We start from the raw sequence: 13815 nt of genomic DNA, 5'->3' as shown, positions 1-13815 counted from the left end.
TCCGCCGCCGCGCCGGGCACGCACCGCCGGGCAGGCTTTTGCCGCCCTCTGCCACGGCCTATATACTCTGGGCTTGCTCTCCGGGCTTGCTCCCCCACCCGTTCATTCGCCATCAGGCCGACTGCTCATGACCAACGCCGACCCCCACGAACTACGCAAATTCAGCGATCTCGCGCATCGCTGGTGGGACCCGAATGCCGAATTCAAACCGTTGCATGAACTGAATCCGGTACGGCTTGGCTGGATCGAGTCGCAGGCACAGCTGGCCGGCAAGCGGGTGCTCGATATCGGCTGTGGCGGGGGAATCCTGTCAGAGTCGATGGCGAGACTCGGCGCATCGGTGAAAGGCATCGATCTGTCGCATGAAGCGCTCGGCGTGGCCGATCTGCACAGCCTCGAGAGCGGCATCTCCGTCGAATACGAAGAGATCGCCGCAGAGGCGCTGGCCGCGCGCGACCCATCCAGCTTCGACGTCGTCACCTGCATGGAAATGCTCGAGCACGTGCCGGACCCGTCGCAGGTGGTGCAGGCCTGCCTGACGCTCGTGAAGCCGGGCGGCTGGGTGTTCTTCTCGACGCTGAACCGCAACGTGAAGTCGTATCTGCTGGCCGTGATCGGCGCCGAATATATCGCGCGCATGCTGCCCAAAGGCACGCACGATTACGCGCGCTTCATCCGCCCGTCGGAACTGGCCGGCTTCGTACGCGCGGCCGGGCTGCTGGTGGCAGACATCAGGGGCATCGTCTATCACCCGCTGACCAAACACTTCACGCTGTCGTCCGATACGGACGTCAACTACATGATGGCGTGCCGACGCCCCGTCTGACCCTCTTCGTCACCGATTCCCTATGAGCGATCCCACGCCCCTGCCGCAACGCGAAGACGACGACACGCCGGTCGGCCTTTGCCAAGGCATTCTGTTCGACTTCGACGGCACGCTCGCCGACACCGCGCCCGATCTGGCCGCGGCCGTCAACAAGATGCGCCACGATCGGGGGCTCGAAATGGTGCCGCTCGAGCGGCTGCGTCCGCTGGCGTCGGCCGGCGCGCGCGGCCTGCTGCATGGCGCATTCAACATCGGACCGGAAGATCACCAGTTCGCATCGATGCGCGAAGAGTTTCTCGCCAACTACGAAGCCGATCTGTGCATTGAAACCACGCTGTTCCCGGGCATCGCCGAACTTCTCGACGATCTCGACGCGCGCGGCATACGCTGGGGCATCGTGACCAACAAGGTCACACGGCTGACCGAACCGCTGGTCGCGCAACTGGGTCTCGACACGCGCGCGGGCTGCGTCGTCAGCGGCGACACCACGCCGCATGCGAAGCCGCACCCAGCGCCGCTTCTACACGCCGCGAAGGAACTCGCGCTGCGCCCCGAGCGCATCGTCTATATCGGCGACGACCTGCGCGACGTGCAAGCTGGTTTCGCCGCCGGCATGGTGACCGTCGCCGCTGCCTACGGTTACTGCGGCAGCGACCTGCCGCCGACGCAGTGGCATGCGCAGCATGTCGTAGAATCGACGGCCGCTTTACAGGCGCTGCTGAACGAAATCGCCTGACCAGGTGAAGCCAGCCACGAGATGTCCGTGACGTGACAGGGTGGCTGTTGTAATATCTCCAATCGCCCGTACGATTTGGGCGATTTCCACACCGCGGGGGCGACCTGGTTTCGACAGGGGTTGCGAAGCGGCTAGGGCATGTCGAGGACCCGTCACCTCGTTAATCAATGGGAAAAACGTAACTGCAAACGACGATACGTTCGCACTGGCAGCCTAAGGGCCGCCGTCCTCTGCCTAGTTCACTGACGGACTAGCGTCGCAAGACCGGTAGCAATACCGCCAGAGGTCATACACGTCAGTTAAGCCTGGGTGGCGTCACGACGCCAAGGTCGAAAATTTAGTGAATCGCCGTCATGCAGCGTGTTCGTCCGCGTCGTGGCGGTTAAATCAAATGACAGAACTACACATGTAGAACTAGTCGTAGAGTGCTTCTGGACGCGGGTTCGATTCCCGCCGCCTCCACCATCTTTCTGTCCGCAGTCGGCTCGACCGGCGCGGCATCCCGTTGACCACGGTTCACCGTTCGTGAACCGGCGCGAAGTAGCGCAAAGCCAGGGGCGACCCAACGCCAACCCGCGTGAACCCGGCCCACACCCGGCCGCGTTCCGGCTTGCCGCGGCGCACCACCCCACCCCATCCACAGGGCACAACCGACTATCGTTGCGATCGAACGGAATAAGTTTGTCCTACGATTCGTTTAGTCTGCGCGCGTCGCCGAAATCGGGCCCGCGCGCCGATATCCAACGCATACACTCCGCTATACAACGTCCAGAACAGGAGCAGCATCATGCGCAAGACCATTCTTCTTCTCGCAGCCGTGGCCATTTCGCAGACGGCCTTCGCCGAAGCACCGAAAACCATGGATGGCCGCTTCGTCGACGGCCAGGGCAGAACGCTTTATACGTTCGACAACGACAAGACGCCTGGCCAAAGCGCCTGCAGCGGCGGCTGCGCGAAAAACTGGCCGGCCGCGGCAGCCGACGCGAACGACAAGGCGTCCGGCGACTGGAGCATCATCAGCGGTGCAGATGGCGTGAAGCAATGGGCCTACAAGGACAAGCCGCTGTATCTCTACGCAGCGGACAAGAAGCCGGGCGACACCGCCGGCGACGGCTTCAAGAACGTGTGGCACACCGCGAAGCCGTAACCTGCAGCGCATAGCCGCACGGCGGCACATGCGCATCAGGTCATCGTGCCGGACGCCGCCTAGTTGCTAGTCGGATCGTCCGGGCACTTCAGATTGCAGCCATCCGGATCGCCGTCGTCGCCGCGTTTGCGAAGTTTCGACGGCGCGCCGCGCTGATACTTGCCGGTGGGTGCCGACGCGGCGAATTGCAGCTGCGGGTGATCCTTAAAATGAAACTCGTCGGACAGCACGCCGCCGGGCACGCCCGGCGAATTCTGCGCAAACGCGACGGAAACGGTAGCGACCAGCGCACCTGCCGCCGCAGCGGCAGCCAAAGCCTGAATATGAAATTTCATGTCGAACCCGGCACGGCCCGCAGGCCATGCAATCAGAACAAAAGATGAAGTCGTAAAGGTTAGCGCAAAAGCGCGGCCACGCGCAGCTTCTGACGCAGCCTGGGCGGCTGCGCAACGCGTATAGCCTTATGCAATGGCGCTGTGCGACATATTACACACGCTTACAGCAGCGCCCGTCCATCACGACAACACATCGGTCCTCATCGTCCACCCATCGTCGAGTTCGACCAGCCGCCCGCACTCCTGCGGATCGTAGCCGTCGAGTTGCGCTACGCGCCGCCGGAATGCACCGCCGCGCAGCACGTCGATGACGGCGGCAAACGGAGCTCGCTCGACCTGCGCGCGGTCGCACGCAAAGTAATAGTCCTCGTCGACGATCGGTACGAAGTCGAGCCCGAAGTGATGCGCGGCCGGTTCGACGCCGAAGCCCACGTCCGCCATCCCGCTGGCGACAAACGCGGCAATCGCCGAATGCGTGAGCTCGGTCGACGCATAGCCGTTGACCCGATCCGGATCCACTCCGATGCGCCGCAACGCCAGATCGAGCAGCATCCGCGTACCCGAACCCGGTTGCCTGTTAACGAAGCGGATATCGTCGCGCGCGAGATCGCCGAGCCCTGCGATGTTCTTCGGATTGCCCTTGGCGAGAAAAAGCCCTTGCTTGCGGCGCGTCAGATGCACCAGCACATGTCGCTGCGGATCGAGCCAGCGCCGGTACTTGTCGACGAAGGCCGCGCGGAACTCGCCGCGCGGCATGTGAAAGCCCGCCAGATCGCACTCGCCGTGCGAGAGCGCAACGATCGCTTCGGCACTGTCGCGGTATTTGATATCGAGGGGTACATCGTCGGCCACCAGCGCGGTGACGAGCGCCGCCACCGCATAACCGTGCGACGCATGGATACGCACGTCGTCGCGCGGCGGAGCGAGCCAGCGGTTCAGGTCGCTGGCGACTTCGCTGGCGAGCGCCTGCATGTTGCCGTCGAGCCGCTCGCCGCACAGGCGCTGCCCGCGCAGTACGGCATGACCCAGCTCAGACAGGACGGAGCCGCGCCCACGTTCCTTTTCGACCAGCGCGCCGCCCAGATAAGTCTCGATGCTGCGCAGCAAACCCCACGCATGGCGGTAGGACAAACCCTTAAGCGTGGCGGCCTGCGCGATGCTGCCCGTTTCGGCGACAAGCGCCAATAATGGCACGACGTCAGTCAGGCTGGTGGTCCGCCCGGTTGCGTCGCGCACGATGAGCTGCGCCTGACATTCGATTCGGATCATATATGCCGAGTTTGTTCCTATTGCAGAAGGCGATTCACACGCCTATCGTTCGCTGTAACCGTATTCAACAAACAAAGCATAGATGCACACTTTATGAAACACAAGTGCATATTTGACTTTGGAGGAGCCCCCACTGTGGATAAAACCACCACCCTCGCGCCGGACGAACTGGTGCAGCGTCACGCGCGACCCGGCATGTCGCTGGTCGCTGTACTGCACGCCATTCAGGATGAAACCGGCTATGTGCCGCCCGCCGCGGTGGCCCCGCTAGCGAAAGTGATGAACTTGTCGCGCGCGGAAGTCCACGGTGTCATCACCTATTACCACCACTTCCGCCAGCAGCCGGCCGCACCGGTCACCGTGCAGCTATGCCGCGCGGAAGCCTGCCGCAGCATGGGCACCGAAGCGCTCGCGCAACACATCGAAGCGCGCACTGGTTGCAAGTTCGACGCGCACAAGCACAGCAACGGCGGCGGCAATCATACGCATGGTCCGGTGGGACTCGAATCGGTCTACTGTCTGGGCCAGTGTTCGCTGTCGCCGGCCCTGATGATCAACGACGAATTGCACGCGAAAGTCACGCCGCAGAAGTTCGATGCGCTGCTCGCCGCCGCAATGAAGGAAGTGGAGGCCACGGCATGACACGCATCTACGTTCCCCGCGATTCCGCCGCGCTCGCGCTCGGCGCTGACAAGATCGCTGCGGCGATCGCCAGCGAAGCCGCCACGCGCGGCGTGTCGATCGAATTGATCCGCAACGGCTCGCGCGGCCTGCTGTATCTCGAGCCGCTGGTCGAAGTCGAAACGCCCGCAGGCCGCGTCGGCTACGGCAATGTCGAAGTGGAAGACGTCGCCTCGCTGTTCGACGCTGGCTTCGTCGAAGGCAAAGCGCATGCGCGCCACGTCGGCCTCGTCGAAGAAATTCCGTATCTGAAAAAGCAGCAACGTCTGACCTTCGCGCGCATCGGCATCACCGATCCGCTGTCGACTGAAGACTACGTCGCGCACGGCGGCATCGAAGGCCTCAAGCAGGCACTCGCGATGGACCCCGCCAAGGCGTGCGAAGCGCTGATCGAATCGGGCCTGCGCGGCCGCGGCGGCGCAGCGTTCCCGGCCGGTATCAAATGGCGCACGGTGCTCGGCGCGAAAGCGGATCAGAAGTACATCGTCTGCAACGCCGACGAAGGCGACTCGGGCACGTTCTCCGACCGTCTCGTGATGGAAAGCGATCCGTTCGTGCTGATCGAAGGGATGATCATCGCGGGCATCGTGGTCGGCGCAACCGCGGGCCATATCTACGTGCGCAGCGAGTATCCGCATTCGATCGCAACACTCGAAGCGGCGGTCGCCAAGGCGCGCGCCGCCGGTTGGCTCGGCGACAGCGTGCTCGGCTCGCAGCACCGTTTCGAACTGTTCGTCGCGAAGGGCGCGGGCGCTTATGTGTGCGGCGAAGAAACCGCACTGCTCGAATCGCTCGAAGGCAAGCGCGGCATCGTGCGCGCGAAGCCGCCGCTGCCGGCGCTGTCGGGCCTGTTCGGCAAGCCGACTGTGATCAACAACGTGATCACGCTGGCCACGGTGCCGATCATCTTCGCGAAGGGTGCCGGGTTCTACAAGGACTTCGGCATGGGCCGCTCGCGCGGCACGCTGCCGTTCCAGATTGCCGGCAACGTCAAGCAAGGCGGCCTCGTCGAACTCGCGTTCGGCTGCACGCTGCGCGAATTGATGTACGACTACGGCGCCGGCACCGCAAGCGGCCGGCCGGCGCGCGCGGTACAGGTCGGCGGCCCGCTCGGCACCTACCTGCCGGAAAGCCAGTGGGACATCCCGCTCGACTATGAAGCGTACGCGGCAGTCGGCGCAGTGGTTGGCCACGGCGGCCTCGTGATTCACGACGACACGTCGAATCTCGCCGACCTCGCGCAATACGCGATGCACTTCTGCGCGCTCGAATCGTGCGGCAAGTGCACCCCATGCCGGATCGGTTCGACGCGCGGCGTCGAGGTGATCCAGCGGATCCGCAACGGCGACACATCGACCAAACAGGTGCAGCTGCTGCGCGACCTGTGCGACACGATGATCTCCGGTTCACTGTGCGCGATGGGCGGCATGACGCCCTACCCTGTGGTATCCGCGCTCGATCATTTCCCCGAAGACTTCGGTCTTGCCACTGTCGCCCCGAAAGCGGCTGCTTGACCCAGGAGCCCACCATGTCTGACGCGATCAACCCTTCCGCTGGCGGCTGCGGCTCCGGCAATTGCGCCTGCAAATCGCAGGCCGTACAACGCGCGGCGAGCCGCTCGCCATTCGACGACACCGACTACGGCACGCCGCTGCGTCACGCCGACGTCGACGTGACGCTGGAAATCGACGGCGAATGCGTGACGGTGCCGGCCGGCACCTCCGTGATGCGCGCGGCGATCGAAGCCGGCGTGAACGTACCGAAGCTGTGCGCGACCGATTCGCTCGAGCCGTTCGGCTCGTGCCGTCTGTGCCTCGTCGAAATCGAAGGCCGGCGCGGCTATCCGGCGTCCTGCACGACGCCGGTCGAAGCCGGCATGAAGGTGCGCACGCAAAGCGACCGCCTGCAATCGCTGCGTCGCAACGTGATGGAGCTGTACATCTCCGATCACCCGCTCGACTGCCTGACCTGCCCCGCCAACGGCGACTGCGAACTGCAGGACATGGCCGGCGTCACGGGCCTGCGCGAAGTGCGCTACGGCTTCGACGGCGACAACCACCTGAAAGACAAAAAAGACGAGTCGAACCCGTACTTCACGTACGACCCGTCGAAGTGCATCGTCTGCAACCGCTGCGTGCGCGCCTGTGAAGAAACCCAGGGCACCTTCGCGCTGACGATCGCCGGCCGCGGTTTCGAATCGCGCGTCGCCGCCAGCGAAAACCAGCCGTTCATGGATTCCGAATGCGTGTCGTGCGGCGCGTGTGTCGCTGCATGCCCGACCGCGACGCTGCAGGAAAAGAGCGTCGTGATGCTGGGCCAGGCCGAGCATTCGGTGGTGACGACCTGCGCGTATTGCGGCGTCGGCTGCTCGTTCAAGGCTGAGATGAAGGGCAACACCGTCGTACGCATGGTGCCGAACAAGAACGGCGATGCGAACGAAGGCCACGCCTGCGTGAAAGGCCGCTTTGCATGGGGCTATGCGACGCACAAGGACCGCATCACGAAGCCGATGATCCGCGACAAGATCACCGATCCGTGGCGCGAAGTGAGCTGGGAAGAAGCGCTGACGTATGCTGCGACGCGCTTCCGCCAGATCCAGGACAAGTACGGCCGCGATTCGATCGGCGGCATCACGTCGTCGCGTTGCACGAACGAGGAAACGTATCTGGTGCAGAAGCTGGTGCGCGCCGCGTTCAACAACAACAACGTCGACACCTGCGCCCGCGTGTGCCACTCGCCGACCGGCTACGGCCTGAAGGCGACGCTCGGCGAATCGGCCGGCACGCAGACCTTCGCATCGGTCGCGAAAGCGGACGTGATCGTCGTGATCGGCGCGAACCCGAGCGAAGCGCACCCGGTGTTTGGCTCGCGACTCAAGCGCCGCGTGCGTGAAGGCGCGAAGCTGATCGTGGTCGACCCGCGCAAGATCGACCTTGTCGATACCGCGCACGTGAAGGCGTCGCACCATCTGCAACTGCGCCCGGGCACCAACGTCGCGATCGTCAATGCGCTCGCGCACGTGATCGTCACCGAAGGCTTGCTCAAGGAAGACTTTATCGCCGAGCGCTGCGAAACGCGCGCGTTCCAGCAATGGCGCGACTTCGTCTCGCTGCCGGAAAACGCGCCGGAAGCGACGGCTGAAATCACCGGCGTGCCGGCCGCGACGGTGCGCGAAGCCGCACGCATCTACGCAACCGGCGGCAACGCAGCGATCTACTACGGCCTGGGCGTCACGGAACACGCGCAAGGCTCGACCACCGTGATCGGTATCGCCAACCTCGCGATGGCGACCGGCAACGTCGGCCGCGAAGGCGTCGGCGTGAATCCGCTGCGCGGCCAGAACAACGTGCAGGGTTCGTGCGACATGGGCTCGTTCCCGCACGAACTGCCGGGCTACCGCCACATCAGCGATCCGGTCACGCGCGCACTGTTCGAAGATGCATGGAACGTCGAACTGCAGCCGGAACCGGGCCTGCGCATTCCGAACATGTTCGATGCGGCGCTGCACGGCACCTTCATGGGCCTGTACTGCCAGGGCGAAGACATCGTGCAGTCGGACCCGAACACGCAACACGTGGGCGCGGCGCTGTCGGCAATGGAATGTATCGTCGTGCAGGACATCTTCCTGAACGAAACCGCGAAGTTCGCGCACGTGCTGCTGCCGGGCTCGACCTTCCTCGAAAAGGATGGCACCTTCACCAACGCCGAGCGCCGCATTTCGCGCGTACGCAAGGTGATGCCGCCGCTCGCGCGCTACGCCGACTGGGAAGTGACCATCATGCTGGCGCAGGCGCTCGGCTACGAGATGCACTACAACCATCCGTCCGAGATCATGGACGAGATCGCGCGCCTTACGCCGACCTTCCACGGCGTGTCGTATGCGAAGCTCGACCAGCAGGGCAGCATCCAGTGGCCGTGTAACGAGGAAGCACCGGACGGCACGCCGACCATGCACATCGACGAGTTCGTGCGCGGCAAGGGCAAGTTCGTGATCACCAAGTTCGTGGCTTCGCCGGAAAAGGTTACGCAGAAGTATCCGTTTATCCTGACCACCGGCCGGATCCTGTCGCAGTACAACGTCGGCGCGCAGACGCGCCGCACGGAGAACTCGCGCTGGCACGAAGAAGACCGCCTCGAGATTCACCCGCACGACGCAGAAGAACGCGGCATCAAGCAGGACGACTGGGTCGGCATCGAATCGCGTTCGGGCACCACGGTGTTGCGCGCGAAGGTCACCGAGCGGATGCAGCCGGGCGTGGTGTACACGACGTTCCACTTCCCCGAATCGGGCGCCAACGTGATCACCACCGACAGCTCCGACTGGGCCACCAACTGCCCTGAGTACAAGGTGACCGCGGTGCAGGTGACGCCGGTCGAACAGCCGTCGCAGTGGCAGAAAGACTACTCGCGCTTCAGCAACGAACAGCTGGATCTGCTGAAGAAGCGCGAGCTGGCCGCGACTTCGGGTAAGTGAGGCACGCCATGGACGAGAACAACCTGATCGACATGGCAAACCGGATCGGCGATTTCTTCGAGTCGATGCCTGACCACGAAGAGGCGCTCGAAGGTGTCGCCGATCATATCCGCCGCTTCTGGGAGCCGCGCATGCGGCGCATGCTGGTCGTCGCGATCGATGAAGGCCGCGCACTCGACATGACGCCGTTCACGCGCGAGGCCATCACGCGCTTCCGTGAAAAGCTGATGCCGGCTACGCCGGCGACGGCCTGAGTTTTCCTGTTTGCTTGCGCGCGCGGCGAGCCGCGCGCGCAACGCCCGCTGTCCGCGTTTTGGGCTCGCCTTCGTCCCGCTTCATTCTTCAGACTCGCCTTTCCGCTTCCTTTTCCCGTACGCTGCGCGGCGCTTAACCGAGCGGCAACGGCGGTAGCGGCGGCGACTCCTCCGGCTGGCCTTTCACGAGCCACGCCTCGCAGTGGCGCAGCAAGCCGTTCAGATCGGATGCCGCGCGGCCACGCACGCACACATAACCGTCCGGCCGCACGAAGTAGAACGACGGGCGCGTACGCCCATACGACTCGGCCAGCGACGGGCCACCCTCGCCGCTTGCATCGGTGACGCGCCAGATGCGCACGGTGTCCGGCAGCAGCGCCCCCACCTCCGCAGTGAAGCGGTCGAGATCCGCCGTTGCGAAGCGCGCCGGCTTGTGCGGCACGCCCGGGCCGACGGCGCCGTGCGGTGCGCCATGCAGTGCATCGTCTGCCGCGTCCGGCGGCACGAGGATAAACAGCGAGAAGTACGCCGGATCGTGCAGATCGAAGATGCAGCCGGTGCCCGGCGCACGGCCGAGCGGCCCGTCGACGACGTGCACCAGCGCATCGGGCGCGCGTTCGCCGGCACGCGGACCGCCGTCGAGCACCCGTTCGAGCGTCAACGGGCTGCGCCGGTACTGGATCGCCAGTTCGCTGACCCGCAACCGCGCCGCATCGCGCAGCGGCCCGAGCGACGCGAGCACTGGCATCACCCGCTCGCGCAGCAGCTTCAACGGACCGTGATCGGCCTCGGCCACATGCGTGAGGAAGCTCGATTGCCGCAGCACTTCACGCTCGATCGGATGGCGTTCCAGATGGTAGGTATCGAGCAGCCGCTGCGGCGCGCCGTGGCGCAATACGCAGGCAAGCTTCCAGCCTAGATTGAGCGCTTCCTGGATGCCGGCGTTCATGCCTTGCGCGCCGGCCGGGCTGTGCACGTGCGCGGCATCGCCGGCGAGAAATACGCGGTTCACGCGCAACTGCTCGACCATCCGGCGGTGCAGGTGGAGATAGCCTGACCACTGCAGATCGGTCAGCATCATCGGATGATGGACGCGCTTCGCCACGATCTGGCGGCACTCGTCGAGCGTGGGGGCAGGCGCGGCGGCGCGGCGCTCGCGGGGTGCGGTTGCGGGTCGATCGGGCTGCGCGGACGTGTCGCGCGCGTGCGGCGACGTGTGGCCGAAGGTCGACAGGCCGGGCACCGGGTTGCCGTCCGGGTGCCGCAGCGCGCTGTCTTGCATGTCGCCATGGCTCGGCCCGTGCGCGTCGGCGGACGGCCCCGCATGATCGGCAATCAGCCGGTAACGTCCTTTGCCGAGCGGAAACAGACCCGCAAGCCCATCGCCGGACGCGAAGATATGGAACTCGTCGTCGGGCCAGTCCATGTCGGCCTGCAGGTCCGCGAGCAGGTAGGTCTGCTCCGCGCTCTTGCCCGCAAAGCTGAGCCCGAGCCGCTCGCGAATCGTACTTTGCGCGCCGTCCGCCGCGATCATGAACGACGGATGCAATGTTTCGGTATGGCCGTTCGAGCGCTCGAGCGTCGCGTTGATGCCGGCCGAGCCTTGCGAGAACATCGCCAGCGTGACGCCGCGTTCGATCTCGACGCCGAGTGTCGCCAGATGCTCGGTCAACAGCCGCTCGGTCACCGACTGATCGAGAAACAGCAGATACGGATAGCGCGTTTGCAACGGGTCGAAGTCGAGGCGCGCGAGACGCTGGTTATTCGAGTAGAGGTTCGCGGCGCGCGCACGATGCCCCCGTTCGAGAAACGGTTCGATCAGCCGATGCTGTTCAAGCAGTTCGAGCGTGCGTGCCTGGATGCCGATCGCGCGCGAATGCGGATCGGGTTGGGTGGCCTTGTCGATGAGCCGCACCGGAATGCGCGCACGCGCAAGACCCAGCGCCGCGGCAAGGCCAGTTGGACCCGCGCCGACGATCAGCACAGGCGGCATGTCGAAGAAAGCGGCGGCCATGCAAAGACCTCCGGGAATCAATCTGCCGCCTAGTGTACGCCGCCACTTTGCGGCATGACGCATCGTTGCGGCGCGAATTTGCGGTGTGTTGACGTGGCGATGCGGTTGGGCCGGTGCGGCTGTGCCAGTGCCAGTGCCAGTGCCGCTGTGCCGATGCCGCTATGTCAGTTCGGTTGCGTCACATCGGCCGTGTCAGTGCCGTTGCCTCGGTGCGGCTGTGTTCGCAGTAACCTCGTCAGTGCGCGTGCGGCGGATGGTCCAGCGTGCAATGGTGCGAAGTCGTACCGATATCCACCTGCAGCGTCGCGTGATGCATCTGAAACTGGTCGCGCAGCATCGCGACGATGCTGTCCATGCGCGGGTCGCCAGGATGGCCGGCCGGCATCACCAGATGCGCGGACAGCGCATTGCCGGTAGTCGACAGCGCCCACACGTGCAGATCGTGCACGTCGATCACCCCCGGCTGCGCGGCAAGGAACGCGCGAATGCGCTGCAGGTCGACGCCGGGCGGCACCGCGTTCAGCGCGAGGCACAGCGAATCGCGCAGCAGGCCCCATGTGCCGTACACGATCACCGCGACGACCACGATGCTCATCGCCGGGTCGAGCCAGGTCCAGCCGCTGAACAGGATGATCAGGCCGCTGACCGCGACCGCCGCCGAGATCGCCGCATCGGCTGCCATATGCAGGAACGCGCCGCGAATGTTCAGATCTTCTTTCTGCCCGCGCATGAAGAGCCACGCGGAGAAGCCGTTCACCAGCATGCCGACGGTCGCGACGATAAACACATCGAAGCCGGCCACCGGCGCCGGGTGGAACAGCCGGTCGAGCGCTTCCGCGACGATCACGCCGCACGCGAACAGCAGTAAGCCCGCATTGGCAAGCGACGCGAGAATCGACGAGCTGCCGAAGCCGAACGTATAGCGTGCCGACGGCTTGCGCTTCGTCAGCCAGATCGCGCCCCACGCGAGCAGCAGGCCCAGCACGTCAGACAGATTGTGGCCGGCGTCGGCAAGCAGCGCGGTGGAATGGGCGAGCACGCCATAGACCGCCTGGACCACGACGATCACGACGTTCAGCGCAACGGCAACTGCGAATACGCGGCCCTGGCCAGCGACCGGCGCGTGGTGATGGTGGTGATGGCCGCCGGCGCCGTGCTTGTGGGTATGGTCGTGGCCGTGATCGTCAGCGTGGCCCGCGCCCCCCGCCGTGTGGTGCGCGCGGTCGTGGGTAGGGTCGTGGCTGTCATCGGCAGCGCGGCCAGCGACGCTCGCCGTGTGATGCGAGTGGCCGTGGGTATCGCCGTGGGTATCGCCGTGGGTATCGCCGTGGGTATCGCCGTGGGTATCGCCGTGGCTATGATCGTCAGTGCGGCCGGCTGCGCTGGCCGCGGGCTGCGAGTGGTCGCGGTGCGCATGCCCGGCGCCAGCACAGCCTTCATCATGACGATGCGCACCGGACGTCGCCTTGCGCAGTCCATCGCGCGCGACGCCGGATGGCGTGGAACCAGGGGTGTATTTCATCGCTCGTCCCGTGGAAGATCGGAAACCGGTTCGGCCACGTGCTCCAGCATGTCGGCGAGCATACCGCTGATATGCCGGTCCGCGGCGACGTAGAACACCTGCTTGCCGACGCGCTCGGCACGCACGACCCGTGCCGCGCGCAGCAGGCGCAGGTGATGGCTCACCAGCGATTGCGACAAACCCAACGCTTCGGCAATCGCGCCGACCGCGCGCCGCTCGTTCGCGCAGGCGAGCACGATGCGCAGGCGCGTCGGATCGCCAAGCAGGCGGAACAGATCGGCGACGGGGACGACGCGGTCATCGGCAATAAAGGGCAGATCGGCAGACATGGCGAAGCAGGTTGGAAGCGCCCCGTGCGCAAGGCGCGGCACAGAAGGCATGAGAGGCATGTGGCAGTTAAACCGGTTGCCAGAATGGCGGACTCGACAGACTCGACCGGTGCATCAAAGCCACACAACAACGACAACATATGAACACATATTCATATGTTACATATCGCCCGCTAACCCGTCAATTCCGGACGCACTTGCCGAGTATGGGAAAATGCGCGTTTGCCT

Annotated in this window: 12 protein-coding genes and 1 other RNA gene; 8 read left to right on the top strand and 5 right to left on the bottom strand. The window is 64.9% G+C overall.

Annotated elements, in window-relative coordinates; all coding sequences use genetic code 11:
* Positions 1-127: 127 nt before the first annotated feature.
* The 4 genes from ubiG to ACYVNQ_RS28210 all read left to right on the top strand — a co-directional run bounded on the left by ubiG (position 128) and on the right by ACYVNQ_RS28210 (position 2709).
* Complete coding sequence (gene ubiG, locus ACYVNQ_RS28225) at positions 128-826, top strand: bifunctional 2-polyprenyl-6-hydroxyphenol methylase/3-demethylubiquinol 3-O-methyltransferase UbiG (RefSeq protein ID WP_460907057.1); 699 nt, start codon at positions 128-130, stop codon at positions 824-826.
* 22 nt (positions 827-848) lie between these two features.
* Complete coding sequence (locus ACYVNQ_RS28220; protein WP_460907055.1) at positions 849-1562, top strand: HAD family hydrolase; 714 nt, start codon at positions 849-851, stop codon at positions 1560-1562.
* A gap of 95 nt (positions 1563-1657) precedes the next feature.
* Positions 1658-2027, top strand: a transfer-messenger RNA (tmRNA) gene (gene ssrA / locus ACYVNQ_RS28215).
* 322 nt (positions 2028-2349) lie between these two features.
* Positions 2350-2709 carry a COG4315 family predicted lipoprotein gene (locus ACYVNQ_RS28210; RefSeq protein WP_460907053.1) on the top strand — a complete coding sequence of 120 codons (360 nt, stop codon included), beginning with the start codon at positions 2350-2352 and terminating at the stop codon, positions 2707-2709.
* Between the two features lie 59 nt (positions 2710-2768).
* Here ACYVNQ_RS28210 and ACYVNQ_RS28205 read toward each other — a convergent pair whose 3' ends face one another.
* Both ACYVNQ_RS28205 and ACYVNQ_RS28200 read right to left on the bottom strand, forming a co-directional pair.
* On the bottom strand, positions 2769-3044 hold the full coding sequence (locus ACYVNQ_RS28205; RefSeq protein ID WP_460907051.1) for a hypothetical protein: 276 nt from the start codon (positions 3042-3044) through the stop codon (positions 2769-2771).
* Positions 3045-3224: 180 nt separating this feature from the next.
* Complete coding sequence (locus ACYVNQ_RS28200) at positions 3225-4313, bottom strand: substrate-binding domain-containing protein (protein WP_460907049.1); 1089 nt, start codon at positions 4311-4313, stop codon at positions 3225-3227.
* 93 nt (positions 4314-4406) lie between these two features.
* On the opposite strand from ACYVNQ_RS28200, the gene ACYVNQ_RS28195 reads away from it, so the two are divergent.
* Genes ACYVNQ_RS28195 through ACYVNQ_RS28180 form a run of 4 tightly spaced genes read left to right on the top strand, consistent with a single transcriptional unit; the run spans position 4407 to position 9722 of the window.
* The gene (locus ACYVNQ_RS28195; protein ID WP_460907047.1) at positions 4407-4955 is read left to right on the top strand and encodes an NAD(P)H-dependent oxidoreductase subunit E; all 549 of its coding nucleotides are present in this window, start codon (positions 4407-4409) and stop codon (positions 4953-4955) included.
* Positions 4952-6508: a formate dehydrogenase beta subunit gene (locus ACYVNQ_RS28190; protein ID WP_460907045.1), complete on the top strand. Its 1557-nt coding sequence runs from the start codon at positions 4952-4954 to the stop codon at positions 6506-6508. Before ACYVNQ_RS28195 ends, ACYVNQ_RS28190 begins: the two co-directional genes overlap by 4 nt.
* A 14-nt stretch (positions 6509-6522) precedes the next feature.
* A complete protein-coding gene (gene fdhF, locus ACYVNQ_RS28185; protein ID WP_460907043.1) occupies positions 6523-9468 on the top strand; it encodes a formate dehydrogenase subunit alpha in 2946 nt (981 codons plus the stop codon).
* A gap of 8 nt (positions 9469-9476) precedes the next feature.
* Positions 9477-9722, top strand: a complete 246-nt coding sequence (locus ACYVNQ_RS28180) for a formate dehydrogenase subunit delta (protein WP_460907041.1) — start codon at positions 9477-9479, stop codon at positions 9720-9722.
* Between the two features lie 133 nt (positions 9723-9855).
* Here the strand turns inward: ACYVNQ_RS28180 and ACYVNQ_RS28175 are convergent, their stop codons facing one another.
* From ACYVNQ_RS28175 to ACYVNQ_RS28165, 3 genes are all read right to left on the bottom strand, one after another.
* Positions 9856-11736: an FAD-dependent monooxygenase gene (locus ACYVNQ_RS28175; RefSeq protein WP_460907039.1), complete on the bottom strand. Its 1881-nt coding sequence runs from the start codon at positions 11734-11736 to the stop codon at positions 9856-9858.
* A gap of 235 nt (positions 11737-11971) precedes the next feature.
* Complete coding sequence (locus ACYVNQ_RS28170; protein WP_460907037.1) at positions 11972-13258, bottom strand: cation diffusion facilitator family transporter; 1287 nt, start codon at positions 13256-13258, stop codon at positions 11972-11974.
* A complete protein-coding gene (locus ACYVNQ_RS28165) occupies positions 13255-13587 on the bottom strand; it encodes an ArsR/SmtB family transcription factor (RefSeq protein ID WP_460907725.1) in 333 nt (110 codons plus the stop codon). The genes ACYVNQ_RS28170 and ACYVNQ_RS28165 overlap by 4 nt, the downstream gene beginning before the upstream one ends.
* Positions 13588-13815: the final 228 nt, after the last annotated feature.

It is taken from the genome of Paraburkholderia jirisanensis, assembly GCF_054782355.1.
The sequence above is the reverse complement of the archived record's forward strand: the minus strand, read 5'-3'. Positions and strand labels throughout refer to the sequence as shown.

Excerpts from the sequence above, each read along its gene's own strand:
- ACYVNQ_RS28180 (WP_460907041.1), top strand. The coding sequence starts at position 9,477 with ATGGACGAGAACAACCTGATCGACATGGCAAACCGGATCGGCGATTTC.
- ACYVNQ_RS28195 (WP_460907047.1), top strand. The coding sequence starts at position 4,407 with ATGAAACACAAGTGCATATTTGACTTTGGAGGAGCCCCCACTGTGGAT.
- ACYVNQ_RS28175 (WP_460907039.1), bottom strand. The coding sequence starts at position 11,736 with ATGGCCGCCGCTTTCTTCGACATGCCGCCTGTGCTGATCGTCGGCGCG.
- ACYVNQ_RS28170 (WP_460907037.1), bottom strand. The coding sequence starts at position 13,258 with ATGAAATACACCCCTGGTTCCACGCCATCCGGCGTCGCGCGCGATGGA.
- ACYVNQ_RS28190 (WP_460907045.1), top strand. The coding sequence starts at position 4,952 with ATGACACGCATCTACGTTCCCCGCGATTCCGCCGCGCTCGCGCTCGGC.
- ACYVNQ_RS28210 (WP_460907053.1), top strand. The coding sequence starts at position 2,350 with ATGCGCAAGACCATTCTTCTTCTCGCAGCCGTGGCCATTTCGCAGACG.
- fdhF (WP_460907043.1), top strand. The coding sequence starts at position 6,523 with ATGTCTGACGCGATCAACCCTTCCGCTGGCGGCTGCGGCTCCGGCAAT.
- ACYVNQ_RS28220 (WP_460907055.1), top strand. The coding sequence starts at position 849 with ATGAGCGATCCCACGCCCCTGCCGCAACGCGAAGACGACGACACGCCG.
- ACYVNQ_RS28205 (WP_460907051.1), bottom strand. The coding sequence starts at position 3,044 with ATGAAATTTCATATTCAGGCTTTGGCTGCCGCTGCGGCGGCAGGTGCG.
- ACYVNQ_RS28200 (WP_460907049.1), bottom strand. The coding sequence starts at position 4,313 with ATGATCCGAATCGAATGTCAGGCGCAGCTCATCGTGCGCGACGCAACC.
- ACYVNQ_RS28165 (WP_460907725.1), bottom strand. The coding sequence starts at position 13,587 with ATGTCTGCCGATCTGCCCTTTATTGCCGATGACCGCGTCGTCCCCGTC.
- ubiG (WP_460907057.1), top strand. The coding sequence starts at position 128 with ATGACCAACGCCGACCCCCACGAACTACGCAAATTCAGCGATCTCGCG.